21 protein-coding genes are annotated in these 23,071 nt (G+C 62.8%); 13 read left to right on the forward strand and 8 right to left on the reverse strand.

What is annotated here, in order from left to right; translation table 11 throughout:
- The 6 genes from EJ076_RS07360 to EJ076_RS07385 all read right to left on the reverse strand — a co-directional run bounded on the left by EJ076_RS07360 (position 1) and on the right by EJ076_RS07385 (position 5,858).
- Complete coding sequence (locus tag EJ076_RS07360; RefSeq protein ID WP_126067442.1) at positions 1–1,845, reverse strand: ABC transporter ATP-binding protein; 1,845 nt, start codon at positions 1,843–1,845, stop codon at positions 1–3.
- 8 nt (positions 1,846–1,853) lie between these two features.
- On the reverse strand, positions 1,854–2,840 hold the full coding sequence (locus EJ076_RS07365; RefSeq protein ID WP_126067443.1) for a serine kinase: 987 nt from the start codon (positions 2,838–2,840) through the stop codon (positions 1,854–1,856).
- Positions 2,837–4,753: a lasso peptide isopeptide bond-forming cyclase gene (locus tag EJ076_RS07370; RefSeq protein WP_126067444.1), complete on the reverse strand. Its 1,917-nt coding sequence runs from the start codon at positions 4,751–4,753 to the stop codon at positions 2,837–2,839. Before EJ076_RS07370 ends, EJ076_RS07365 begins: the two co-directional genes overlap by 4 nt.
- Positions 4,750–5,127, reverse strand: a complete 378-nt coding sequence (locus EJ076_RS07375) for a lasso peptide biosynthesis B2 protein (RefSeq protein ID WP_245462968.1) — start codon at positions 5,125–5,127, stop codon at positions 4,750–4,752. The genes EJ076_RS07370 and EJ076_RS07375 overlap by 4 nt, the downstream gene beginning before the upstream one ends.
- A gap of 124 nt (positions 5,128–5,251) precedes the next feature.
- Positions 5,252–5,581 carry a PqqD family protein gene (locus EJ076_RS07380; protein WP_126067446.1) on the reverse strand — a complete coding sequence of 110 codons (330 nt, stop codon included), beginning with the start codon at positions 5,579–5,581 and terminating at the stop codon, positions 5,252–5,254.
- Positions 5,582–5,705: 124 nt separating this feature from the next.
- A complete protein-coding gene (locus EJ076_RS07385; protein ID WP_010913078.1) occupies positions 5,706–5,858 on the reverse strand; it encodes a lasso peptide in 153 nt (50 codons plus the stop codon).
- A gap of 520 nt (positions 5,859–6,378) precedes the next feature.
- Here EJ076_RS07385 and EJ076_RS07390 point away from each other — a divergent pair.
- From EJ076_RS07390 to EJ076_RS07425, 8 genes are all read left to right on the forward strand, one after another.
- Positions 6,379–7,509 carry a nucleotidyltransferase family protein gene (locus tag EJ076_RS07390; protein WP_126067447.1) on the forward strand — a complete coding sequence of 377 codons (1,131 nt, stop codon included), beginning with the start codon at positions 6,379–6,381 and terminating at the stop codon, positions 7,507–7,509.
- 95 nt (positions 7,510–7,604) lie between these two features.
- Entirely contained in the window at positions 7,605–8,627 is a 1,023-nt protein-coding gene (locus EJ076_RS07395) for a glycosyltransferase (protein ID WP_126067448.1), read from the forward strand.
- Between the two features lie 290 nt (positions 8,628–8,917).
- Positions 8,918–9,313, forward strand: coding sequence for a hypothetical protein (locus EJ076_RS07400; protein WP_109665949.1), 396 nt, complete (start codon positions 8,918–8,920; stop codon positions 9,311–9,313).
- A gap of 152 nt (positions 9,314–9,465) precedes the next feature.
- Positions 9,466–10,329 carry a family 16 glycosylhydrolase gene (locus EJ076_RS07405; RefSeq protein ID WP_109665951.1) on the forward strand — a complete coding sequence of 288 codons (864 nt, stop codon included), beginning with the start codon at positions 9,466–9,468 and terminating at the stop codon, positions 10,327–10,329.
- Between the two features lie 67 nt (positions 10,330–10,396).
- On the forward strand, positions 10,397–11,728 hold the full coding sequence (locus EJ076_RS07410; RefSeq protein WP_109665954.1) for a UDP-glucose/GDP-mannose dehydrogenase family protein: 1,332 nt from the start codon (positions 10,397–10,399) through the stop codon (positions 11,726–11,728).
- A 92-nt stretch (positions 11,729–11,820) separates the two neighbouring features.
- Positions 11,821–13,263 carry a GMC family oxidoreductase gene (locus EJ076_RS07415; protein WP_126067449.1) on the forward strand — a complete coding sequence of 481 codons (1,443 nt, stop codon included), beginning with the start codon at positions 11,821–11,823 and terminating at the stop codon, positions 13,261–13,263.
- Between the two features lie 13 nt (positions 13,264–13,276).
- Positions 13,277–13,726 carry a hypothetical protein gene (locus tag EJ076_RS07420; RefSeq protein ID WP_126067450.1) on the forward strand — a complete coding sequence of 150 codons (450 nt, stop codon included), beginning with the start codon at positions 13,277–13,279 and terminating at the stop codon, positions 13,724–13,726.
- 77 nt (positions 13,727–13,803) lie between these two features.
- Positions 13,804–14,883 (forward strand): glycosyltransferase, encoded by a 1,080-nt coding sequence (locus EJ076_RS07425; RefSeq protein WP_126067451.1) that lies wholly within the window; start codon positions 13,804–13,806, stop codon positions 14,881–14,883.
- Between the two features lie 142 nt (positions 14,884–15,025).
- On the opposite strand, the gene EJ076_RS07430 is transcribed toward EJ076_RS07425, so the two are convergent.
- On the reverse strand, positions 15,026–16,048 hold the full coding sequence (locus tag EJ076_RS07430) for a phosphoribosyltransferase family protein (RefSeq protein ID WP_126067452.1): 1,023 nt from the start codon (positions 16,046–16,048) through the stop codon (positions 15,026–15,028).
- Between the two features lie 52 nt (positions 16,049–16,100).
- Positions 16,101–17,597, reverse strand: coding sequence for a lipopolysaccharide biosynthesis protein (locus tag EJ076_RS07435; RefSeq protein ID WP_109665965.1), 1,497 nt, complete (start codon positions 17,595–17,597; stop codon positions 16,101–16,103).
- Positions 17,598–17,781: 184 nt separating this feature from the next.
- On the opposite strand from EJ076_RS07435, the gene EJ076_RS07440 reads away from it, so the two are divergent.
- The 5 genes from EJ076_RS07440 (at position 17,782) to EJ076_RS07460 (ending at position 22,836) form a co-directional block, all read left to right on the forward strand.
- Complete coding sequence (locus EJ076_RS07440; RefSeq protein ID WP_126067453.1) at positions 17,782–18,954, forward strand: glycosyltransferase; 1,173 nt, start codon at positions 17,782–17,784, stop codon at positions 18,952–18,954.
- A 25-nt stretch (positions 18,955–18,979) separates the two neighbouring features.
- A complete protein-coding gene (locus EJ076_RS07445) occupies positions 18,980–19,975 on the forward strand; it encodes a glycosyltransferase family 2 protein (RefSeq protein WP_126067454.1) in 996 nt (331 codons plus the stop codon).
- Positions 19,975–20,925, forward strand: coding sequence for a glycosyltransferase family 2 protein (locus EJ076_RS07450; RefSeq protein WP_126067455.1), 951 nt, complete (start codon positions 19,975–19,977; stop codon positions 20,923–20,925). Before EJ076_RS07445 ends, EJ076_RS07450 begins: the two co-directional genes overlap by 1 nt.
- Positions 20,882–21,865: a glycosyltransferase family 2 protein gene (locus EJ076_RS07455; RefSeq protein WP_126067456.1), complete on the forward strand. Its 984-nt coding sequence runs from the start codon at positions 20,882–20,884 to the stop codon at positions 21,863–21,865. The genes EJ076_RS07450 and EJ076_RS07455 overlap by 44 nt, the downstream gene beginning before the upstream one ends.
- A 74-nt stretch (positions 21,866–21,939) precedes the next feature.
- Positions 21,940–22,836: a UTP--glucose-1-phosphate uridylyltransferase gene (locus EJ076_RS07460; protein ID WP_109665975.1), complete on the forward strand. Its 897-nt coding sequence runs from the start codon at positions 21,940–21,942 to the stop codon at positions 22,834–22,836.
- The last annotated feature ends 235 nt before the right edge of the window (positions 22,837–23,071 follow it).

The following is a 23,071-nucleotide window of genomic DNA, read 5'->3' on the forward strand; positions in this document are numbered from 1 at the left end:
TCAGGCGACGTTGGCGGGTTCGGTCTCCGACTGTTCCCCCGACAGCATCCTCGACAACCGGCTGCCGGCTTTTTCCTTCAGCCGCTGATATTGGCCGACTTCGACGATACGGCCGTTTTCCATCGCCACCACCCAGTCGGCGAAGGCGATCATCGACGGCCGATGCGCAATGGTCAGGATCGTCATCGTGCCGCGCAATCCATCGATCGACCTGGCGATCAGCGACTGGTTCTGCCAGTCGAGCGCGCTGGTGGCCTCGTCCAGGATGAGCAGCGACGGCTTGCGCAGCAGCGCGCGCGCAAGCGCGATGCGCTGGCGTTCGCCGCCCGACAGCCGCACGCCGCGGTCGCCGACCACCGTCTCGAGCCCGAGGCCGAGCCGTTCGACGAACTCGCCTGCATGCGCCTGATGCAGCGCGGTCCACAGATCGTCATCGCTGGCCTGCGGCGCGGCAAGGCGCAGGTTCGCCGCGATCGTGTCATGCAGCAGGAACACGTCCTGCGGCACATAGGCCACCTGGCCGCGCCAGCGGCGGCGATTGCCGGCATCGATCTCGACGCCGTCGACGAGCATTTTGCCGGCGGTCGGCTCGAGCAAGCCGAGCAGCATGTCGGCGATCGTGCTCTTGCCCGATCCGGACGGGCCGATCAGCGCCGTGACCTTGCCCGCCGGCAGGCCGAAGGTGATGCCGGTGACCACCGTCCTGGCGGGGTCGTCGCCATAGAAGAAGGAAACGTCCCTCACGTTGAGCCCGGTGACGAGCGACAGCTTGTCGCGTTCCCCGGCCCCCGCCTCGTCCGGTTCGCGCTCGGCGTCGAAACGCGCCTGCAGGCCGCGCATCGCCGTATAGGCGGGCAGGTTGATCAGCACTTGCTGGGCCTGCGTCTGCATGTCCATGAAGCGCGGCGCGATGCGCATGAAGACCAGGAGCAGGACGACGATCTCAGCCAGCGACAGGTTGAAGCGGACCAGCGCCACATAGATGAACAGGCTCAAGCCCACGACGCTCGCCACCTGGAACACCGCGGTGCCGATGGTGCTGTTGCGCACATAGTCGACATTGTCGGCCTTCATCTTTTCCAGCGTCGACTGCAACTGCGCGAAATAGCTGGCTTCGACGTTCAGGCTCTTGGCCACCTTGATGCCACCGAGAAATTCCGAAACCGTCCGGTACTGATCCTGGCGATTGGCGGTCAGCACCCGGCCAAAGGCCGTGGCCCGCGCCCGGAAGGGCTGTAGCGCCACGAACATCACGATGCCGATGACGACGGCAAACAGCGTCATGACCGGCGAGATGAACATGGAAATCAGGAGATAGCCGGCCAGAAGCACGGCGATCTGCACCAGCATCAGCAGCGAGAACGCGGCGCCTTGGACGCGGTCGATGTCGCCGGTCAGGGCATGATCGAGGTCGGAGCTCCGCATGCGCGTAAAAACGCCCCAGCGCGCCTTGCCGATGCTCTCGAACAGATTCATGCGCACGCGGTTGATGAAATCGAACAGCAGTCTGGCCATGTAGACCGACTTGAAGCGGTTGAACGCCGCCTGCACCGCAACAAGCCCGACGAGCGCACAGAGCACCGTGGTCAGTTGCAGCGTGCCGTCCGGCACCAGCCAGCGCACGAAATCATTGTTCGGCAGCTTGACCGCGAAATCCTGGTCGGAGCGTCCGACCAGATGCAGCAGCGGGATGAGCAGCAGGATGGAGATACCTTCGGTCAGGCTGCCCAGGATCAGGAAGATCAGTGCTGTCCAGGCTCGCCGACCGCCGATCTGGGCAATGGCGGCGCCAAATGCGGCGACCTCTCGAAACAGCGACAGGCGAAGGATTGAGGACTTCGACATGATTGCGCTCACGACCGCCGGCTGCCAGCCGCCAGATCCCTTTCGATCAGGTCCACGGCTTCGCCGATCCTGTCCAGGCCCGTCGGGACTTCCAGTCGGCACACGCCGACATGGTTAGCAATTCCTGAACAGTGCCGAAGATGCGCCGCCGCGAAATGGTCGGGCAGGGCCGCGCGGCCGAAACGCGTCACATAGGAGAATTTGATGATGGCCGGCAGGGCGGCGATGGCGGGCAAGGGCGTGATGTCAGCCTTTTCGCCGCGCTGGAGAATATAGATCCTGGTCGCCAGCACCTTGTCGCCGGAAAAGCCACCGTTCAGGCGATGCTGCATCTTGTCGATCGCCGGATGCACTTGCGGCCGCACCTCCGCTTGCCCCAGCGAGATCGCCGCCGCGGCGTCGGCCGCCAGTTTGATCTGCGGAAAACCCGGAACGATCATCGGCTCGCCCGGATGGGCGAGGTCCAGCGCCACCACGTCATCGGTAAGCAGTTGATGTCCGGCCCGGATCATCGCGCTTGCCGTCGTCGACTTGCCGGCGCCCTTGTCGCCCATGAAGATGGCGCTCCTGCCGGCAACGGCAATGGCGCTGGCGTGCAGGACGAGCAGGCCGCGCCGATGCAGGAGCAGCGCCATGACCGGACCCAACAGCGGAAACGCGATCAGCGTGTCGTCGACGCCGGGCGCCGGCTCGATGTCGATACGGCTGAAATCGCTGATCAGGAACGCGCCGACGGCATGCCAGGCCAGATATTGTCGGTTCGGCTCGAAGCGGAAGTCGGTCGCGGCTTCGGGCGAGGGCTTTGGCAGGTCGATCGCGCCGACGGCGATCACGACATCCGCCGTCCCCGGCGCCGCCGGCTCCAGTTCGGGCAACGTCACCTCGGACGCTATGGTCAGGCCATAGGCCCGGTAGAAGCGGCGTTCCCGCACGACCCGGCCATGCGGACGGGGATCATCACTGTATGCGGCGAGCGGCTCGTTGCGAGGCATCATGCGGGGCTCCCGCTGTGCTGGAGCTGCCGCAGCCAGAGCGACAGCGAGGCCGAACGCCAGACATACTGGACGTCCAGGGGGGCTGCCTGATCGGGTTGGCGCAAAAGCCGCGCATAGGCAGCACTCACCTGAGGCAGATTGACGTAGGGCGCGATGCGGTTCGCATCCGAAACCAGCAGCTGTTCCAGCAGGTCGCGATGGTTGCGGAGCATGCCGTTGACGAGATTGGCGGTGAAATCGATCTTGTCGCGCCGCCATTGCACCGCCGCCGGCAGGACGCCTTGCATGGCGCGGCGCAGCACATAGCGGCCAAAGCCGTGGCTCAGCTTCTCCTCGCCCGGCAGTGCCAGGCAGAACTCGACCAGCGGCTTGTCCCAGAAAGGGTAGCGCGGCTCGACGCCGAAATTGGCCGCGGCCTTGTCGAGAACCTCGAAAGCATGCGGGACATAGCCGTTTGACAGGATCCAGCGATGGCTGAGCGCGTCGCTGGCCTGGATGCCGGGCGGCATATAGCCGGCCCGGTGAAACCGGTCGACAAGCTCGGTGCGCCTGGCCAGGTCCGGATTGATCAGGTCGCGCCAGCCGCGCGGCGCCCCAGTCGGCTTGCGGATCCTGTTCAGCACACGGTTCGCCATGTGCCTCAGCCTGGCGATGCGCCAAGCCGGCCCGTAGAGGGTCAGGAACTGGAAATACAGGCCAAGCGTGCTGTCGCCATAGGTGTTGGAGGCGCTGCGGATCTCGCGCCACAGATCCATCCATCGGCCGGCATTGGCAAGCTCATGCAGATGGCCGTGGCCTTGTGAAACGACCTCGTCTCCGCCATGGCCATCCAGCAACACCCTGATGCCCTTGGCGCCGGCCGTCCGGTAGATACCGCGGGTGAGCGTCAGGCCCGGCGCCAGGAACGTTCCTTGCTGCTCTTCCAGCACGCGTTCGAATTCGGCGAATGGCGCATAGTTGCCTACTGGTATCAGCGTTGGGTCAAACTGCTGCTGATCGAGGACGGCATCGATGAACGGCCGCTCGTCCATAGGCGAGCCCTTCTCGAAAATCAGCGAGAAGGTCGCCAGCTTCGGCTTGCGCGCGGCGGCGTTCTGCAGGCCGGCGACACAGGCGATCGACGAGGAATCGAGGCCGCCGCTCAGCATTGCGCCGACCGCCTGACTTCCCCGCATGCGGTTGCGAACCGATTGAGAGAACAGGTGGGCGAATTCCTCCTGTGCATCGGACCGCAAGGGCCGCGCCGACGGCTCGATCTGCCAGTAGCGGCGCAGCACCACCTGTTGCGCGGTGACGGTGAGGCTGTGGCGGGCCGGCAGGCTGAATACATCGCTGTAGGGAGTAGACTGCGGGTCGTCGGGAAGCCCGGCCAGGAACCCGGATATCTGGTGCTCGCTGATGCGTGCGCCGACCCCCTCGACGTCCAGGATCGGCCCAATCTCCGAGGCAAAGGAGAAGCGCTGGTCCGCCGCGTGGTAGTAGAACGGCTTGACGCCGAAATGATCGCGCGCGCAAAACAGTGATTGCCGTTCGCCATCCCAGATGGCGAAGGCGAAATCGCCTTGCAGGTGCACCGGGCAGGCTTCGCCCCAGCGCAGATAGGCGCGCATCAGCAAGATCGCGTCGGCGACCGACTGGTCGCGGATGCCGAGCCTGGCCAGCAGCTCGTCACGGTTGTCCAGCCGGCAATCGGCGGTGATGGCGAGCCTGCCGCCAGCCATCGTCAGTGGACCCGGACCGGCTTCATCCGTGGTGTTGAGCCAGGCGTGGCCAAGCGCGATGTTGGCGTCCAGCCACCATGAACTGCCGTCAGGGCCGCGATGGCGCATGCGGGCCAGCATCTGCTGGATGTCGGCCGCCGCGACCGCCGGCGCGGATTCTTGTCGGAGCAGGATGCCGGCGACGCCGCTCATCGGCTGCCGTGATCGACGAGATGAGCGAAACCGTCGATCGATCCGCCAAGCACGATATGATTGTCGCTGACCAGCCAGGCATGTGCTTTCAGTTGCTCGCCCGTGCCGCGTTCGATGCCGATGCGTATCGTCGATACATTGCCCTGGCGGGCAAGAATGTATTGACCCGAAAGCGCCTGGGTCAGGCACGTGGCGTAAGGCACGAAACGGGCCGCGGCGGCAACGCCCCAGGCGACACGCCGCAACTCGCCCATCGAGGCGCACTGACGCGCGTCGAGCCGCGTCACCAGGCTGCGAACACGATTGTAGGAGAGCAACGTCAGCCCCAGCCGAACCGCCGCGACCACCAGCAGGCAGCGACCAAGAAAGATCATTTCCGAGCTGCTCAGGGAGAAGACCCTGAACAGACTGCGCCGGCTTCCCCGACGTTTCGTCTGCCTAAGGCTTCTTTCCGTCGCGGGTTCCTGCCGCAAAATCAGGGCCTTGCGCGGAACCGACCTAGACAAGTGCCTCATGATGCAGCCTCGCAAGCCCGTTGTCGGCCAGCCCCTTCAGCAATGCGTCGATATCGGCCTGGCAGCGCTCCGGGTCGACATTGTAGCGCGCAAGCACGGCGCCGCGGATGTCGGCGATCGACCTGGGCTCCTGGATCAGCTCCCAGATGAAGGCACCGACGCCGTTCAGGCTGTAATAGATGTTGGATTTGAGGTTGAGCAGCGCCAGGCCATTGCCGAATTCGCAAGCCACGGCATCCTTGGTCGCACTCACCAAATCGTTGTCGGCCAAATCGTGGTCGGCCAAATCATGGTTGGATAGTTTCCAGTTCATCCCAAAACCTCGCTTACGATACGCACGGGCAGTTCCAGGCAATGAAAGTGGAGTCGGAGGTTTGGCCCCCGACTCTCTTAATTTTTTGGATCCAGAGTCGTCACCCCGGAAAACTGCGATTGGCTCAGGAGAACGTCAGGTCGCCGATCGGCGTGTGCGCGGGGAACGATGCGTCGATCGCCGTGCTGCCGCCGCCGCCCTGGGTGATGGTTTCAATCGAACCATGCACCGTCAGGCTTGGCGTTTCGTATTCATGCTTTTCAACATTCTGTTCCATTTTACTCTCCGATAAGGACTGGAAACGGCCTGTCGAGTGCCGTCAGCACGTACATGCTGCAGCGCAATAGCTGCATGGCAGCATTTATGAGTCAAGCCTGATTTACCAAGCGTTAATCAATTACGGGTTGCGGGCGTCACCATATGTGTGAGCCATGCCCAAACCCCGACTTCTTTCGAGCCGATTCCTTGTGCACAAGGGCCATGTCGACGTCTATTCTTTAAGCGATTGATTTTGCTTGCATAAAGTGTCCGCTTAGGTGCCTCTTTTTTAGGCATCTCTAATGCGGTAAATCTTGTTTGGAAAATCCTTGCTGAAGATCGGCTGAAACGCCCTGGTAAGGGGGTGTTTCAACTGTGGTTTTCGCCACCCCTTAGCCGATGTCGCTAAACGCGATGGTTGCAAAATTTCGCACTGCAAAAGGAAAAGCTTTACGGCATCAAGGTTTTTGGTGATGCTTGCTTCGCACCTGCAGCATAAGCGTCGCGCAAACCGCTTTCTTTGGGAGACTGTGCGCTAAATGGCCTTGCCGGATGGTTCATACGAACGATTGCGCGCCGCCGACTGTGCCGACGAGGTGGCCTATGTGCGGGCCTGCCTGCGGTTGTATTTCGCCGGGCCGCGTGCCGCCGCCGGCGACGTGTCGATGCCTGGCCTTGCGGGTGCCAACGTTGCCGACATTGCCAGGCTGAACAAGGTCGCGACCTTTGTCCTCAAGGCCCTGTCGCGCGCACCCGCGCATGAAAGGCCGCCCGAGCTTTTCCAGTGGCTCGACACCTACCGCAGGAGAACGGTTTCAATGAACGCGTCCTGCATCATGGATTCGATGGCGATCCATGATGTGCTGCGCGCCAACGAGATCGATTTCGTCTTTCTGAAGGGCCCGTTCCAGCAGCAACTGCTCTATGACGACCACTTCATGAAGCCCTCGGGCGATGTCGACATCCTGGTTTCGCCGGTCGGGTTTTTCAGGGCGCGTGGTGCGCTTCGCACGATCGGCTATGAGGTCGCAGGCAAGTCGCGCTCCGTCTGGTGGGTCCGCTTCCTCGGCGAACAGCACATGACCCGCGGCGACGGCCCGAAACCATCCACGGTCGATCTTCATTACCGCCTCCAGCAACCCGGCTCCCCGAGCCCGCGTGATGCGGACGGGTTTCTGCGGCGCAAGCGACAGGTCGAAATCGCCGGTGCGACCGTACCGTTCACCTCGGTTGCCGATACTTTGCTTTTGTCCTGCATCAGCGTCGCCAAGGCGCTTTTCAACCGGGAACCCTGTGCGGGTTACGTCTGCGATATCAGAGCCAGCGCCAGCCGCCTCGACGAGGCGGATCAGCAACGTGTGCTCGATGCCGCAGCCGCGCAGGGACTGGATGACACGCTGCTGCTTGGCCTGCGCGCCGCCGATGTGCTACTTGGCGCCGCCGGCACGCTGCTGTCGGAGCGCGCAACCCGGATCCTGTCGCGCATCGGCAATGAGGATCTGCTCAGCATGGTCATCGCGCCGTGGCTGCCGTCGCTGCGGTGGCCGCAGCGGCGAACGGTGCTGTGGGAACTGTGCGGCCGCGCGCCGGTTCGCTATCTGGCCGAAGCCGGCTGGGCGGCGTCCGCCGACATAAGCCGCCGCATCTTTGAGCGGCCAGGCAGTCGCTGAATGAAGACAGATTGGACGCTGATGGCAATTCTATAGGGCATTGAACGAGTACGGGGCGAGGGCAAATCGATATCACCTGTACGAGAGGCAAATCCATGTCGATGACGAAATCCGAGGTCTGCGTGATCATCGCGGCAAAAAACGCGGCAGCGACAATCGCTGTCGCCATCGCGTCCGCGTTGCGCGAGCCGGAAGTGGCGGAGGTCGTCGTCGTCGATGACGCCTCCACCGACGACACCGCTGATGTCGCGCGAACCGCCGACGATGGCAGCGGGCGGCTCACCGTGATGCGCCTCGACGTCAATCGCGGCCCCTCCTTTGCCCGCAATGCAGCGATCGCCGACTCGAAATCGCCGTTCATCAGCATTCTCGATGCCGACGATTTTTTCCTCGAAGGCCGGTTTAGCAGCCTGTTTGCTGGCGCCGATTGGGATTTCGCGGCGGACAACATCATGCTGATCAGGGACGATGCGACCGGCGATGCCACGAAAATCGTCGCGCCTAAATTTGCCGCCGATCCGGAATTCCTCGATTTCGAGCGCTTCGTCGAAGGCAACATCTCCAGGCGGCGCGTGCAGAGGGGTGAGCTGGGCTTTTTGAAGCCGGTGATCAGCCGTGCCTTTCTCGACCGCCATGGGTTGCGCTACGACGAGAGCCTGCGGCTGGGCGAGGACTACGAGCTCTACGCCCGCGCGGTCGCCCGCGGGGCGCGGTTCAAGGTCATTCGCTCCTGCGGCTACGGCGCCATCGTCCGCGCCGATTCGCTGAGCGGCCGCCACAAGACGCAGGACCTGAAGCGTCTGGCCGATGCGGATCTGGCGCTGCTGGCGATCGACAGTCTGCCGGAAGGCTCGAAAGCGGTGCTGCGGCGGCACGAGCGGCACGTGCGTGACAAGTATCGGCTGCGCAATTTCCTCGACGTCAAGGCCGAGCGGGGGCTGGCATCGGCCGCGGCTTACGCTTTCGCCAGCCAATCCAACCTCGTCCCCATCGTCCAGGGCGTAGCTTCCGACAAGCTCGAGGCGCTGTTTCGCCGTGTCGGCCTTGTGTCAAGGCAAAAGCATGTGCCGCCGCTGCGTTTTCTGATGGCCGGAACCAGCACGAGCAAGGAACGTTGAGAGCGGTGCCAGGCGCCTGCGGTTTGTCCGCAAAGGCACATTCATCACGCAAACCATTTCGGCCGGATTTATGAGTTTACGAATTGGGTGGTTGCCTCGCGGCTCCGACGATGGCAGTCTATGTTGCGGTGCAGCATATTGGACGACCAGCCGAACTGGCCCCCGATCGGATGGTCTGATGTCTCTCCTTGAGAGGAGCAGGACAATACAACACGAGTTTTTTGAGCCCCGGCTGCGGGGATCGGCCAGAAGCCCGGCCCACAAGCCGGCGATGACAGGAATCTGAGTTCATGGCCTCGATATTCGGTTTCAGATCAAGGGATCCGGCCCGCGACCGGCAGGCCGATGTTTCACGTCTCGATCGTCTGGCAAAGCTGTTCGAGCAGATCGCGTCCGAGATCGAGGCCGAGAGGGTCGGGCTTGAGAATCGCTACCGGACGACGTCGACCAACGCCGCCTTCCTGGTCGAAGCGATGGAAAACGGCTCCGCCTCCGACCGTCGGTCATCCGAAGTCAGCGCACTGACGACGTCGATCCTGAATTGCGAACGCCGCATCGCGGCGCTGTCGCGCCAGGACGGCATGATGAAAGAGCTCCGTCATTCGCTGGATATGGTCTTCGACGAGAAGGCCTCCTCGGCCGCCACGGCCGAATTCGCCCGGCCGGCAGGCACCGGCAGAGGTTGAAAGTGGAGGCCATCGACTGTTGCAACGGATTTGATGCGAGGCAGGAAAAGCAATTCGAGAGGGTCACAGAGGAGGTCAAGGTTGGCCCCGTTCAGGAGCGGTTCGAATGTCGACTTTGGGTTGGGGACGCACGGCGCAAAGGTGAGTTTGGTATGAATTCGAATCCGAGAACTACGTCCACAACTGCAATTGACGCCTCGCCGTTCGCGCACCGGACCGGGCAAGCCGGCCGGCGACGGCTGATTTCGCTCGGTGCGTTGCTGCTGGCCGCTCTTGGCAGTTTCCTGGCAACCCCTTCCTATGCCCAGGACATTCCGACATCGCCGTCCTTTGTCGACGATTTCAAAAGCTTCGATCGTGCGCGCTGGTATGTTTCCGACGGCTGGAACAATGGCAGCCATCAGAATTGCACCTGGTCGAAGGGACTGGTCAGCCTGTCGGACGGGGTGCTGTCGCTCGGCTTCGAGAAGCAGAAGCTGAAAGACCGTGAGTTTGCCTGCGGCGAGATCCAGACCAAGCAGCGCTTCGGCTACGGCACCTATGAGGCGCGGCTGAAGACCGATACCGGCTCCGGCCTCAACGCGGCGTTCTTCACCTATATCGGCCCCACCGACAAGCAGCCCTGGGACGAGATCGACTTCGAGATCCTCACCAAGGACACCTCCAAGGTGCAGGTCAATGCCTACATTGCGGGCAAGGGCAAGAACGAGAAGCTGGTCGACGTGCCCGGTGGCACCGAGAACGCCTTCAACGACTACGCCTTCGTCTGGAAGAAGGACAGCTTGAGCTGGTACGTCAACGGTCAGCTGGTGAACACGATCACCGACCCGGCGAAGTTACCCACCCATGCGCAGAAGATCTTCTTCAGCTTTTGGGGCAGCGATACGATGAAGGGTTGGATGGGAGCCTTCGCCGATCCAGGCCGCAAGCTTTCGCTGCAGGTCAAGCGCGTTGCCTTCACGGCGCTCGGCGAGCCATGCCAGTTTCCGGAATCACTAGCATGCAGCGTAAAGTAGTTGGGAAAGTCGATTTGAACTGGCCGGGCCGAAAACGGTCCGCTGCCTTGCATGGGAATGAAACCGAATGAATTTGACGGTGTTTGGAATTGGCTATGTCGGCCTCGTGCAGGCGGCGGTGCTTGCCGAAGTCGGGCACCAGGTAGTGTGCGTCGACATCGACGCCGCCAAGGTCGAGCGGCTCAACCAGGGCCTGGTTCCCATTTTCGAACCCGGACTGGAGAACCTCGTCAAGGAGAACCATGCCGCCGGCCGCATCAAGTTCACCACCGATGCCGCCGCCGCCGTCAGGCATGGCGAGATCCAGATGATCGCGGTCGGTACGCCGCCCGGTGAGGACGGCTCGGCCGACCTCAAATATGTGCTGGCCGTCGCCGAGACCATCGGTCGCGAGATGGACAAACCCAAGATCGTCGTCGGCAAGTCGACGGTGCCGGTCGGCACCTGCGAAAAGGTGAAGGCCAGGATCGCTGAAACGCTGAAGAAAAGAGGCCGAGAGGACCTGGCCTTCGACGTCGCTTCCAATCCGGAATTCCTCAAGGAAGGCTCCGCGGTCGCCGACTGCATGAAACCGGACCGCATCATCGTCGGCACCGACAGCGAGGACACCGAGGCGGTGATGCGCGAACTCTACGCGCCGTTCAACCGCAACCACGAGAAGATGATCGTGATGGACGTGCGCAGCGCCGAATTCACCAAATACGCCGCCAATTGCATGCTGGCGACCAAGATCAGCTTCATGAACGAGATGGCCAACCTGGCCGAGCAGCTTGGTGCCGACATCGAGGAGGTCCGCAAGGGCATCGGCAGCGATCCGCGCATCGGCTACCATTTCATCTATCCGGGTCTTGGTTATGGCGGCTCGTGCTTCCCAAAGGACGTGCGGGCGCTGATCAAGACCGCCGAAGGCGTCAAGTTCGACGCCAAGCTGCTGCGCGCCGTCGAGGAGCGCAACAACGCACAGAAATCGGTTCTCTTCGACAAGGTGGACCGCTATTTCAAGGGCAATCTCAAAGGCAAGACCTTTGCGCTTTGGGGCCTGGCCTTCAAGCCCAACACCGACGACATGCGTGAGGCTCCGGCGCGTGTGCTGATGGAAGCGCTGTGGAAGGCTGGTGCCAATGTGCAGGCCTATGATCCCGAGGCAATGCAGGAATGCCAGGCCATCTACGGGCTGCGCGACGACCTGCTTCTGTGCGGCACCAAGGAGGCGGCCCTGCGCGGCGCCGATGCGCTGCTGATCGCCACTGAATGGAAGAGTTTTCGCGCGCCCTCCTTCGACGCGATGAAAGACGCGCTCACCACGCCGATCATCTTCGATGGCCGCAACCTCTATGACCCCAAGGTCATCGCCCGCCACGGCATCGAATATCACTCGATCGGCAGAATGGCGGCATGAGACCGGGGAGGGACAGACGGATGCAGGACCGGTCCGTAGACCGCCGACGGGCGCCAGGACTGAGCGCGTATTTCTGTGTGGAGTTGTAGCTGATGGTGCTGGACGTAAAGCCAGAACAAATCACCAAGGATCATTTCGATCTCATCGCGATCGGTTCCGGCTTCGGTTCGGCCTTCTTCCTGCATGAGTTCGCCAAGCGGCGAAAGGCACGCATTCTGGTGCTGGAGTGGGGCCGCCACAACACCCATGAATGGCAGCTCGAGCAGAACGCTAACACGGATATCGACGACGAGACGACCTACAAGACCAACTCCGACAAGCCGTGGAATTACACGATCGGACTGGGCGGCGGGACCAACTGCTGGTTCGCGCAGACGCCAAGGTTCCATCCCAACGACTTCAGGCTGAAAAGCACCTACGGCATCGGCAATGACTGGCCGATCAGCTATGACGATGTCGAGCCGTTCTACTGCGACGCCGAAGACATCATGTCGATCTCCGGCGATCCCGACATGGCGGCGATGCTGCCGCGCTCGAAGCCGTTTCCGCAACCGCCGCATCGCATGTCGACACCGGACCGGATGATGAAGGCGGCGCAGCCCGGCCAGCACTTCGTCATGCCAACCGCGCGGGCGCGGCTGCCGACATCGCAGCGCACCTCGTGCTGTGCCAATCTGCGCTGCTGGCTGTGTCCGGTCGACGCCAAATTCACCGTCAACAACGGGTTGATGCATGTCTTCGAGCACCCCGACATCTCGGTCTGTCTCGGTGCGGAAGTGCGTCGGCTCGATCATGTCGGAGGTGCGGTCCGTTCGGTCACGTTCACGCATGACGGCAAGGAATACGAGGTCAGCGGCGATCTCTTCATTCTCGGCGCCAATGCCATCCAGAGCGCGGCGATCATGCTACGCTCCGGCTTGGGCGGCGAATTCGTCGGCCGCGGCCTGCATGAATCCTACGGCTGGAATTTCGAGGTCTATCTCGACGGCATCGACAATTTCGACGGCAGCACCATCACCACCGGCCTGAATTTCGGCCTCTATGACGGTCCGCACCGATCGGAGCACGCGGCGGCACTCGTCTATTTCGAGAACCGCTGGCAGCACGGAATGCGTGCCGAAAAGGGGCGGCTGCGCCAGGCGTTGCCGCTTGTCGTGGTCACCGAAAACCTGCTCGATCCCGAGAACTTCGTCACGCTTGACGAGGATGAGAATGCCTTCGTCAGCTTCAAGGCGCCATCGGACTACGCGGTGAAGGGCATGGCGCGCGCGCTGGAGAAATTGCCTGACCTTTTGGCGCCGCTGCCGGTCGAAAAGCTTTTCGACCGTGGCATCCGGCCGACCGAATCGCATGTCCAGGGCACGCTGAGGATGGGTACCGGCCCGGCCGATTCGGTGATCGACAGCGGCATGATCCACCACCAGCTCAGAAATCTGGTGGTCGTCGGCACCAGCACCTATCCGAGCTGCTCCTGCGCCAACCCGAGCCTGACCGCGGCAGCGCTGTCCTTGCGGGCGGCGGGCCGGATCGCGTGAAAGGAGGTATCGGATGATCGACATTTCCAGACGCTCCGCCCTGGCCATCATGGCTGGCGGAGTGGTTTCGACAGGGGTCGCCTACGCCGCCGTTTCCTCATTCTCGGACGAGGATCTGGTGCGCGTCACGCTCGAAAAATACCTTGGCAAGTTGAACATCCGCATAGAGCATCTGCAGCAGTTCGTGCTGGAGTTCCGCAACCGGAATCCGTGGAACTTTCCAAGCGAAAAACTGAGCGACGCCGTCACTCTTGTGGAGGAGCTCAAATTGGGCGTCGCGCGCCGTCTGCTGCCTCGGCAGAAGCGGGAGGATCTGGTGCATTTCGACCGCTGGGTCATCGCCGAATTCCATATGCTGACGGACTACGCCTGGCGCAGTTCGCCCAACGACTCGATCCGGTTTACCGGCTGGCAATCCTGTACCAATCCCTTCGCCAATCTGGAGCCGCCGAAACTTGCCTGACGTCGAAAGCGAGGCGGCGGACTTTTGCCTGTTGCCTTTGAGCGAAGAACACGAGATGCGACAAGGAGCCCGATCCCATGAAAGTTCTTTTTGCAGGCGGCAACGGCTACCCACCCGAGTTCAGTGGCGGCGTGCAGTCGAGCACGCACCATCTGGCCGAACAGCTGGTCGAACATGGGCATGAAGCCGCGGTGCTCGCCGCCCTGTTCGGCGATGGTGTCTTCGGCTTCAAGGCGCGCGCCAAGATGAAGCTGTTGCGGCAGCCGGCGGTCATCGACAGCTATCCCGGCTATCCGGTGGTGCGGGCCTGGTTTCCCTGGGAAGCGGCGGCCTTTGCCGTCGACAGGCTGAAGCCGGATGTGGCCGTGGTCCAGTGCCACAAATCGGTGCCGATCGGCAAGGCGCTGCAGGCCGAGGGCGTGCCTCTGGTCGTCTATCTCCGCAATGTCGAGTTCCACGAACTGGGCGGCGATCTGCGCGAATTGCATTCAGCGCTTTACATCGCCAATTCGGACTTCACCGCGCGCACCTACAGACAAGAGTTCGGCATCGAGGCGGCGGTGATCCCGCCGACCATCAACCCGGCGCATTACTCGACGCCGACGACGGGCCAGTTCGTCACGCTGATCAATCCTTACGAGGAAAAGGGGTTTGAGCTCGCGGTGCGCATCGCCGGCGCCTGCCGCGAAATCCCGTTCCTGTTCGTCGAAAGCTGGAAGCTCGAGGAGGATCATCGGGCGCGGATCGAACAGACGATCGCACCATTGGGCAATGTCGTGCTGGAGAGCCGCACCAGCGACATGAAGACGGTCTATGGCCGCACGAAGATCCTGCTTGCTCCCAGCAAGTGGGAAGAGGCCTGGGGCCGCGTCGCGTCGGAGGCCCATTGCAGCGGAATCCCGGTTGTCGGCTCGCGGCGCGGCGGTCTGCCCGAGGCGATCGGCTCGGGGGGCGTGGTACTCGACTATGATGCTCCGGTTGCCGACTGGGTCGCGGCCGTCAGGCGTCTGTGGAACGACAACCAGGAATATGACCGGCTCTCAGGCCTCGCGCGCAGCTTCGCCGGGCGCCCGGAACTCGATCCCGATCGCCAGTTCATCACCTTCTTCTCGATACTCGACAGGGCGGTACAGCAGCGCGCGCGGCAGGCCGCCTAGAGCAATTCCAGGAAAAGTGGGAACCGGTTTTCCCGGGAAAGCGCATAGCGCTTTCCCTTGGGAATTGCGTCAAAACGATGAGATAGAGCGGTTCGGCGTTTCCATGAAACGGTGAATTGCTCTGATATCCTGAGAGTCCGGATCAGGCCGGCCGTTTGACGCGATTTTTCAGCGTCTCGTAGCCGCGGGCGCCAAGCAGGGCGCGGGCAATGGTCTTGGCAGCACTCTTGCGGCCCTCTTGCGACTTGATCTGCCGCAGCCGCGCCGGCAGGTTGCGGGCTGCTTGGCCAAGTGCCGGCAGCGACAGCGTGTCGGGAAAGCTGACCATATGCGTTTCGACGCACAGCACCGGCTTGCCGGACAGTTCGGTGATCCTCAGCGCCTGTTCGTGCTCGCTTTCGATGAACAGGATGGCATCGGATTTGCGGTAGAAATCGGCCTTGAAACTGCCATGCACGCCAAGCCGCTGCCGTTCCGCCTTGCTGGGCAGGTCGAGCATGATCAACTGGTCGTATTTGATCTCGTGCTTGGCGAGCCACGCTTCGGTCAGCGCGCGGTATTTCTCCAGCCGGCTGGTGACCAGCCAGCCGATCCTGTGGGTCGCAACATGGAGCGGCCGGGCTTCGCTGAGGAATTTCTCGTAGGCCGGGCCGTCGTCATTTTCCGCCTCTGTCGGGTCGAGGCACAGCACGCCATCGATGTCGACGCAGCATTGCGCCAGGAATTTGTGGTGCATGAAGTTCCACTGGAACATGCGCGGATGCGGCACGACCTCGAAGACGAGGTCGGTTTCCTGGTGCTGCGGCTCAAGGCCGAACACGGCGGCAAAGGTGAAATCCGCCTCGATGCCGGCCGCTTGGATGCGGGCGCGCGCGTCGCGCATGGCGTTGCCGCCGGCGACGCTGTCATCGATCACCAGCACCTTGCGCATCTCGGAGACCTTGCGATCGAGAGCGGCACGGCGCTTGGTGACGCCTGACGTGTAGATCCGCCCAGCCAGGAAGCTGTCGAGATCGGTCATCGGGATGTTCGCCGCAAGGCTGACCAGCGTTGCCGCCAGCACGCCGCTTCTCGGCACGCCAACGACCAGGTCGATGTCGCGCGGCAGCCGGTGCAGGCCCCTGACAATGGCGTCGTTCATATCGGAGATCGATCGGTAGTGCATGGTTCAGACCTGGTCCTGGAAGGGATGTCCGTAGCTGTCGAAGGCGACCAAATTATTGCGCTTCGCGCGGCGCTGCCGCGGGCAGCCTTGCCGGCAGCATCTTAAGAGCCTCGCGCAAGGCTTCGCGGCCGGAGGCGAATGCCAGGGCGATGACGATGGTGATGAGGTAAGCGAGCACGGCGCCGCTGGCCAGGGCAACGACATGCTGCTGCGGCAGCAGTGGCTTGATGAACCAGATCGCGGCCAGCGCCAGATGGGCGCCAAGCACGAACGGCGCTGCCGCGCGAAACACGTGATGCGCCTGCAGCGGTCCGCTCTTGCCGACATAGAGCCACAGGAACGGTGTCCGCAGATACTCGCTGATCGCATAGGCAATCGCCACGCCCAGCGCCCCATATGGCAGGCCGAGCATGAAGGCCAGCACCGATGTCACGGCCGTTATGATACCCCAGCGCATGAAGTCGCCGGAGCGGCCCTGGCTGACGAAAAGCCACCCGGCCGGATTGTTGAGCGGCTGCAGCAGCCCGGCAAAGCCGAGCGCCAGGAAAATCGAGGCGCTTGCGCGCCATTGCTCACCGAGCACGAAGGGGATCAGCACATCCGACATCGCGGTGGCGAAGGCGACGCCGGGAAGCGCCACCAGCAGGATCAGCGGCATGACGCGCAGATAGGCGCTGCGGTAGCGATCCGGCTCGTCCTTCAGCCTTGAGAGCGCCGGAACCATGACTTTCGACAAGGGATTGGTGATCTGGCTCAGCGGAAACAGAAGCAGCTTGTAGGCGCGATCATAGAGGCCGAGCTGCGCCTCGCCCCAGTATTTGCCGATCAGCACATTGTCGAGGTTGCGGGCAAAGAAATTGGCGAAGTTGAAGCCGGTGATGCCGGCGCCGAAATTTATCAGCTCGCTGATGCCGGCGACCTTGCGCGGCAGGCCCGGACGCCAGCGCGAGCTCGCCCAGTAGCAGAGCGTCGGCAGCACAGCACCGGTCAGCGTGCCGGCAAACAACGCCCAATAGGAGCGGTCGATGAAGGTCCAGGCGATCGACACGGCAAGCCCGGCGATGGCGCTGGCGACGTCGATGACGGCCAGGCGGCCGAACTGCATGCGGCGCGTCAAGAGCGCCAGATGCTGGGCGCCCAGCCCGTAGGCCATGATCTGCAGCCCGAATGCGGCGACAAGACCCGTCACACGCGGCTCGCCATAGAAGGCGGCGACCAGCGGTGCTGCGCCCGCAAGGACGCAAGCCAGGATCGCACTGACGGCGACATTGATCCAGAAGAGGTAGTTCACCTCTTCATGCCGGATGCCGCTTTTCTGGATTGTCGCCTGGGTCAGGCCGAAATCCTGGAACAGCGCGATGAAGGCCAGTACCGGCGCACACATCGCCACGACACCGAAATCCTGTGGCGACAACAGCCGCGACAGCACGATGACGGACAGGATCTGTGTCGCGACCCGCACCGATTGCGCCATGGCGGTGACGACCGCGCCGCGCCCGACCGATTTGCGCAAGGAGCCTTCTGGCGGATCGAATGCATTGGCTTCCAAATTCAGGATTCCTGATTTTTGCACGGATTTCCGAGCTCGAAAATCCACCACCGCCGCCGACCACAAACTACGGCAATAATTTTGCAGTGCAACAGAAAACGTCGATCGATGCAGCAAAAATGTTGCGATGCAGCAAGAGCTGTACTAGCATTCCCATGGGTGGGCCAACAGCGGTCGAGTTTTTATGCTGCATGTCTTGTACCTTGTGCACGACGTTTCCGACTCGGCCGTGCGCCGGCGGATCACGATGCTCAGGGCAGGTGGGGCCCAGGTCACCCTGGCCGGCTTCCGTCGCACCACGAATCCGATCGCGGATGTCGAGGGATTGCGACCGATCGACCTCGGCGCGACGCGTGACGGGCGATTCGGCCAACGCCTCGCGGCGGTCGCCAAGGCTGCCCTATCGATCGGCTCGAAGCTTGGCGGCGTGCCAAGGCCCGATCTCATCATCGCGCGCAACCTGGAAATGCTGGCGCTCGCTCGTCGCGCCAGATCAGCCTTCGGTGCGTCGGTTCCGATCGTTTACGAGTGCCTCGACATTCATCGCCTTGTGCTTCGCAACGATGTCCTGGGCAAGGCGCTGCGCGCCACCGAACGCTTTCTGGCCAGGGACGTGAAGCTGCTGGTGACCAGTTCGCCTGCCTTCATCGCCAATTATTTCGAACCGTTCGGCCAGGTCGCAGCACCCATCGAGCTGGTCGAGAACAAATATTTCGAGGCCGCGGCGATCTTGCCCGGCGCCTCCGAGGTCGAAGAGAGCCCGGTCGGCCCGCCATGGCGGATCGGCTGGTTCGGCGCCTTGCGCTGTCGCCGTTCGCTTGAGTTGCTGGCCGATTTCTCCCGCCGCATGGAGGGGCGCTTCGAGATCGTGCTGCGCGGCCGTCCGGCTTTGTCCGAATTCCCGGATTTCCATGGCTTTGTCGAAGCCGAACCATGGCTGTCGTTTCGCGGGCCCTACCGCAACCCGGAGGACATGGCTGCGATCTATAACGACGTCCATTTTTCCTGGGCGATCGATTTCTTCGAAGCGGGACAGAACTCCGAATGGCTCCTGCCAAACCGGCTCTATGAAGGCTGCCGTTTCGGCGCAGTGCCGATCTCGATGGGCAACACCGAGACCGGGCGGTTCCTCAAACAGCAGGATATCGGCGTGCTGTTGCCGCAGGCCTCGCCCGAGGCGCTCGAAGCCGCGCTCGGCAAGATGGAGGAGCATCGCTTCGCCAGGTTGAAGGGGCGTGTTCTTGCCCGCAACCCGAGGACTTGGAGCTACGACCGCAGCGATTGCCGGGCGCTTGTCGAGCGACTGCGCAGCCTGACCGCCGTGCCCGGCTCCTTCGCAGCCGAGGCGTTGGCATAGCATGGCTGGAGATAGACAGAGGCAGATGACGCAGACTGAAAAACCCTCATCCAGCCTGATCGTTGTCCCGTGCCTGAACGAAGCGGCCCATATCGGTGCGCTGCTCGATCAATTGCGCCCCGCGGCCGCTCGGCTTGGCGCCAGGATCATTGTCGCCGATGGCGGCAGCACCGACGGCACGTTGGCCATCGTAGAGGACATCATTGCCAAGGATTCGCGCGTTATCCTGCTCCACAACAAGCGGCGCATCCAGAGCGCGGCGATCAATCTCGCCGTTGGCACGTTCGGCGAGGGTGCCGACTATCTCATCCGCATCGACGCGCATGGCGGCTATCCCGACGACTATTGCGACCGGCTGGTCGAGGAGGCGTTGGCCACCGGAGCCGATTCGGTTGTCGTTTCGATGCTGACCAGCGGCAGCGGCACCGTGCAGAAGGCGGCCGCCGCGGCGCAGAATTCCAAGCTCGGCACCGGCGGCTCGAAGCATCGGCACCTTTCGGAGGGGGAGTGGATCGACCACGGCCATCATGCGTTGATGCGGATATCGGCCTTCGGTTCTGTCGGCGGTTATGACGAGACGTTCAGCCACAATGAGGATGCAGAACTCGATTACCGCCTCCGCAAGGCCGGCTACAAGATCTGGATGAGCGGCAAGACGCAGATGGTCTATTATCCGCGCGCCTCGCTCAGCGGCCTCTATTTCCAGTATCTCGGCTATGGCCGCGGCCGCGCCAAGAACGTGCTGAAGCACCGCGTCATCCCGAAGGTCCGGCAGATGGTGCCGTTGCTGGTGTTTCCGGTCGTGCTGCTGGCGGCCTTCTCTTTTGTGCATTGGCTGGCGGCGGTGCCGCTGCTGCTGTGGGCGTCGGTGTGCCTGGGTTATGGCCTGTGGACGGCCATCCGCCAGCGCAATGCCAACATCGCGCTTGCCGGTGTCTCGGCCATGGTCATGCATCTTGGCTGGTCGGTGGGCTTCTGGCTGCAGCTTCTCGGTCTCGGGTCGCGGCGCGGGGTGGCGTGATGGCGGTGCCGGCCAAGAACTACAGCATCGACATCGGCGTCTGCACGTTCCGCCGGCCGGAACTGGCCGCCACGCTGCGCTCGCTCGACGCCATGGAGATGCCGACGGGATTCGATGTCCGCATCATCGTCGCCGACAATGACGACACGCCGACCGCAAGCGATCTGGTGACGGCGCTGTCTCGGGAATTGAAGCTGCCGATCCACTATCAGCATGCCCCGGCGCGCAACATCTCGGTCGCCCGCAACGCTTGCCTCGACGCCAGCATTGCGGATTTCGTCGCCTTCATCGACGACGACGAGACGGCCACGCCGTCATGGCTCACCGAGCTGGTCGCGATGGCTGAAGCCAGCGGTGCCACCGCCGTGCTCGGCCCGGTCAGGGCGCGCTACCGCCCGGACGCGCCGGACTGGATGCGGCGCGGCGATTTTCATTCGACCTTGCCCGTCTGGGTGCGCGGCGAGATCCAGACCGGCTACACCTGCAACGTTCTGCTGCGGATGGGATCGGACAGCCTGCGTGGCCGCCGCTTCAGCCTGGCGCGTGGCCAGACCGGCGGCGAGGACACCGAATTCTTCGACCAGATGCACAAGGCCGGCGGCCGCATCGCCTTCGCGCCCGAGGCGTGGGTCGACGAGGTGGTGCCGCGCTCGAGGGCGGCATTCGACTGGCTCGGCCGCCGCCGCTTCCGCGTCGGGCAGACGCACGGCCATCTTCTGGGCAGCAGCGCCAGCGGCGTCGGCCTGGTCAAGCAGGTCGGCCTGGCGTCGGCAAAGGCCATCTATTGCTTCGCCTCGGCACTTCCGGTCGTCGTCAGTCCGGTTCGCAGGAACCGCAGCGTGCTGCGCGGCATCATGCATGTCGGTGTCGTCAGCGGCCTCGTCGGCATCCGCGAAATCCGCCTCTATGGCCAGCCTTCCCCGCAGGAAGGAGGCAAGCGTGCAGCCTGACGTCTCCTTCGTGATTGCCGCCTACAACGCCGAGGCGACCCTCGACCGGGCGATTGCCAGCGCGATTGGCCAGAACAACGTCAGCGTCGAAATCATCGTCGTCGACGACAAGTCGCGCGATGCGACGCTCGATGTGGCGCGGGCCTACCCCGGGGATGTCGTCCGGGTCGTCGCTCTGGCCAGCAACCGCGGCCCTGGCGGCGCCAGGAATGCCGGCCTCGACGCCGCACGCGGCAGATGGATCGCGGTTCTCGATTCCGACGACGCGGTCTTTCCAGATCGGCTCGCCACGATGATCGCACGCGCCGAAACGGCCGGTGCCCAGATCGCCATCGACAATTTGCAGGTCATCCGCGAGGACGGTGTCGTCGAGGACGCGATGTTCCCGCGGCACTATCTGGAAGATTTGCGCGAAATTTCGCTGGCCACCTACATCGCCGGCAACGTCGTCTTCGAATCGAAGTTCAATCTCGGCTATCTCAAGCCGATTTTTCGGCGCGAATTCCTGAACGAGAACGGGCTTCGCTATGATGAGAAACTGAGGATCGGCGAAGACTACATCCTGTTTGCCGAAGCCTTGGCCAAGGGCGGCAAATGCGTGGTCGAGCCCGATATCGGCTATGCCTATCATATTCGCAGCGGCTCCATTTCGCGCGTGCTCGAGCTTCACCACGTCGAAGCGATGAGCAAGGCGGATGCCGTGTTCGCTCAAACCCATCCGATGGATGAGGCCGCGCAGGCCGCGTTTGCCCGGCGCAGCCGCAGCCTGCGCAAGGCCGCGTCATTCCTGTCGATGGTTCAGCACATCAAGGCGCGGTCCCCGCTCAAGGCGATCCGGACAGCGCTCAGCGACCCGGCGGCGGTCAGGCATATGGGCATGCCGATCGCCGTGCGGTTGCGAAGAATGGCGGCACAGTTTGCCGTTGGGGTGGGGAGGTGAAGATGCAGGCACATCGAGGGATTTTTCGTGGCCTGTGAATGGACTGAAGTCGATCTCCTCAGAAGGAATTTGCGATGAAGAAAATCAGGAAGGCCGTGATACCGGTGGCGGGGCTTGGAACACGGTTCCTGCCGGCGACCAAGTCGATGCCAAAGGAAATGCTTCCCGTCGTCGACAGGCCTGTCGTGCAATATGCGGTGGACGAGGCCTTCGAGGCGGGCATCGAGCACATCGTGTTCGTGACCGGTCGCAACAAGGCGGTCATCGAGGACTATTTCGACCTGCATCCGGAATTAATCGGCACCTTGGAGCAGACCGGCAAGAAGACCCAGCTGGAGGCGCTCGAAAGCATGCTGCCTGTGGCCGGCGCCACCAGCTTCATCCGCCAGCAGTCGCCGCAGGGTCTCGGCCATGCCGTCTGGTGTGCGCGCGAGGTTATCGGCAACGAGCCCTTCGCCTTGCTGCTGCCGGACATGGTGTCCTTCGGCGGGCGTGGATGCCTCGCCGAAACCGTCGACCTTTATGAGCGCACTGGCGGCAACGTCATCGCCGTCGAGCGTTGTGAACCGACCGAGACCAACAAATACGGCATCGTTGGTCGTGGCGCCGAGATCGGCGGCGGTTTCGAGGTGACGGCCATGGTCGAAAAGCCGGCGCCGGCCAACGCGCCGTCGAACTTCTACATCAACGGCCGCTACATCCTGCAGCCCGAGATCTTCGCGCTTCTGGGCAATCAGCAGCGCGGCGCCGGCAACGAGATCCAGCTGACGGACGCCATGGTCCGTCTGTCGAAGGATCAGCCGTTCTTCGCCCAACCTTTCAAGGGGCGCATGTTCGACTGCGGTTCCAAGGAAGGGTTCATCCAGGCCAACATCGCCTTCGCGCTGGCGCGCGACGATATGAAGGGCCCGGTTTTCGAGATGCTTCAGGAGTTCGTCCGGTCGCATGAACGCCAGGAAGAAGCCGCATAATGCCCATCTTTCGGGAGCATTGTCGGATGGCTGGTGAAGAGGGGCCGGTAGGCCCTCGCCGTCTGGCACGACGCTTGCGTTGCTTCTGGCGATGCTCCCGATCTTCGAGGCGTCTGCAAGCCAAAGCATGATCCCGGAAAGTGGGTCCCGGTTTCCGGAAAAGATCATGCTCAAACAGTGAGATAGAGCCCATTGCGATCAATCGGAATGGGACCGGCTCTAGAATTGGACCGAA

The organism is Mesorhizobium sp. M7D.F.Ca.US.005.01.1.1 (genome assembly GCF_003952545.1).
GTDB classification, from domain to species: Bacteria; Pseudomonadota; Alphaproteobacteria; order Rhizobiales; family Rhizobiaceae; genus Mesorhizobium; species Mesorhizobium loti.

What these genes read in the sequence shown, in the direction of transcription:
- EJ076_RS07360 (WP_126067442.1), bottom strand. Translation starts at nt 1,845, where the DNA reads ATGTCGAAGTCCTCAATCCTTCGCCTGTCGCTGTTTCGAGAGGTCGCC.
- EJ076_RS07365 (WP_126067443.1), bottom strand. Translation starts at nt 2,840, where the DNA reads ATGATGCCTCGCAACGAGCCGCTCGCCGCATACAGTGATGATCCCCGT.
- EJ076_RS07370 (WP_126067444.1), bottom strand. Translation starts at nt 4,753, where the DNA reads ATGAGCGGCGTCGCCGGCATCCTGCTCCGACAAGAATCCGCGCCGGCG.
- EJ076_RS07375 (WP_245462968.1), bottom strand. Translation starts at nt 5,127, where the DNA reads ATGATCTTTCTTGGTCGCTGCCTGCTGGTGGTCGCGGCGGTTCGGCTG.
- EJ076_RS07380 (WP_126067446.1), bottom strand. Translation starts at nt 5,581, where the DNA reads ATGAACTGGAAACTATCCAACCATGATTTGGCCGACCACGATTTGGCC.
- EJ076_RS07385 (WP_010913078.1), bottom strand. Translation starts at nt 5,858, where the DNA reads ATGGAACAGAATGTTGAAAAGCATGAATACGAAACGCCAAGCCTGACG.
- EJ076_RS07390 (WP_126067447.1), top strand. Translation starts at nt 6,379, where the DNA reads ATGGCCTTGCCGGATGGTTCATACGAACGATTGCGCGCCGCCGACTGT.
- EJ076_RS07395 (WP_126067448.1), top strand. Translation starts at nt 7,605, where the DNA reads ATGTCGATGACGAAATCCGAGGTCTGCGTGATCATCGCGGCAAAAAAC.
- EJ076_RS07400 (WP_109665949.1), top strand. Translation starts at nt 8,918, where the DNA reads ATGGCCTCGATATTCGGTTTCAGATCAAGGGATCCGGCCCGCGACCGG.
- EJ076_RS07405 (WP_109665951.1), top strand. Translation starts at nt 9,466, where the DNA reads ATGAATTCGAATCCGAGAACTACGTCCACAACTGCAATTGACGCCTCG.
- EJ076_RS07410 (WP_109665954.1), top strand. Translation starts at nt 10,397, where the DNA reads ATGAATTTGACGGTGTTTGGAATTGGCTATGTCGGCCTCGTGCAGGCG.
- EJ076_RS07415 (WP_126067449.1), top strand. Translation starts at nt 11,821, where the DNA reads ATGGTGCTGGACGTAAAGCCAGAACAAATCACCAAGGATCATTTCGAT.
- EJ076_RS07420 (WP_126067450.1), top strand. Translation starts at nt 13,277, where the DNA reads ATGATCGACATTTCCAGACGCTCCGCCCTGGCCATCATGGCTGGCGGA.
- EJ076_RS07425 (WP_126067451.1), top strand. Translation starts at nt 13,804, where the DNA reads ATGAAAGTTCTTTTTGCAGGCGGCAACGGCTACCCACCCGAGTTCAGT.
- EJ076_RS07430 (WP_126067452.1), bottom strand. Translation starts at nt 16,048, where the DNA reads ATGCACTACCGATCGATCTCCGATATGAACGACGCCATTGTCAGGGGC.
- EJ076_RS07440 (WP_126067453.1), top strand. Translation starts at nt 17,782, where the DNA reads ATGCTGCATGTCTTGTACCTTGTGCACGACGTTTCCGACTCGGCCGTG.
- EJ076_RS07445 (WP_126067454.1), top strand. Translation starts at nt 18,980, where the DNA reads ATGACGCAGACTGAAAAACCCTCATCCAGCCTGATCGTTGTCCCGTGC.
- EJ076_RS07450 (WP_126067455.1), top strand. Translation starts at nt 19,975, where the DNA reads ATGGCGGTGCCGGCCAAGAACTACAGCATCGACATCGGCGTCTGCACG.
- EJ076_RS07455 (WP_126067456.1), top strand. Translation starts at nt 20,882, where the DNA reads ATGGCCAGCCTTCCCCGCAGGAAGGAGGCAAGCGTGCAGCCTGACGTC.
- EJ076_RS07460 (WP_109665975.1), top strand. Translation starts at nt 21,940, where the DNA reads ATGAAGAAAATCAGGAAGGCCGTGATACCGGTGGCGGGGCTTGGAACA.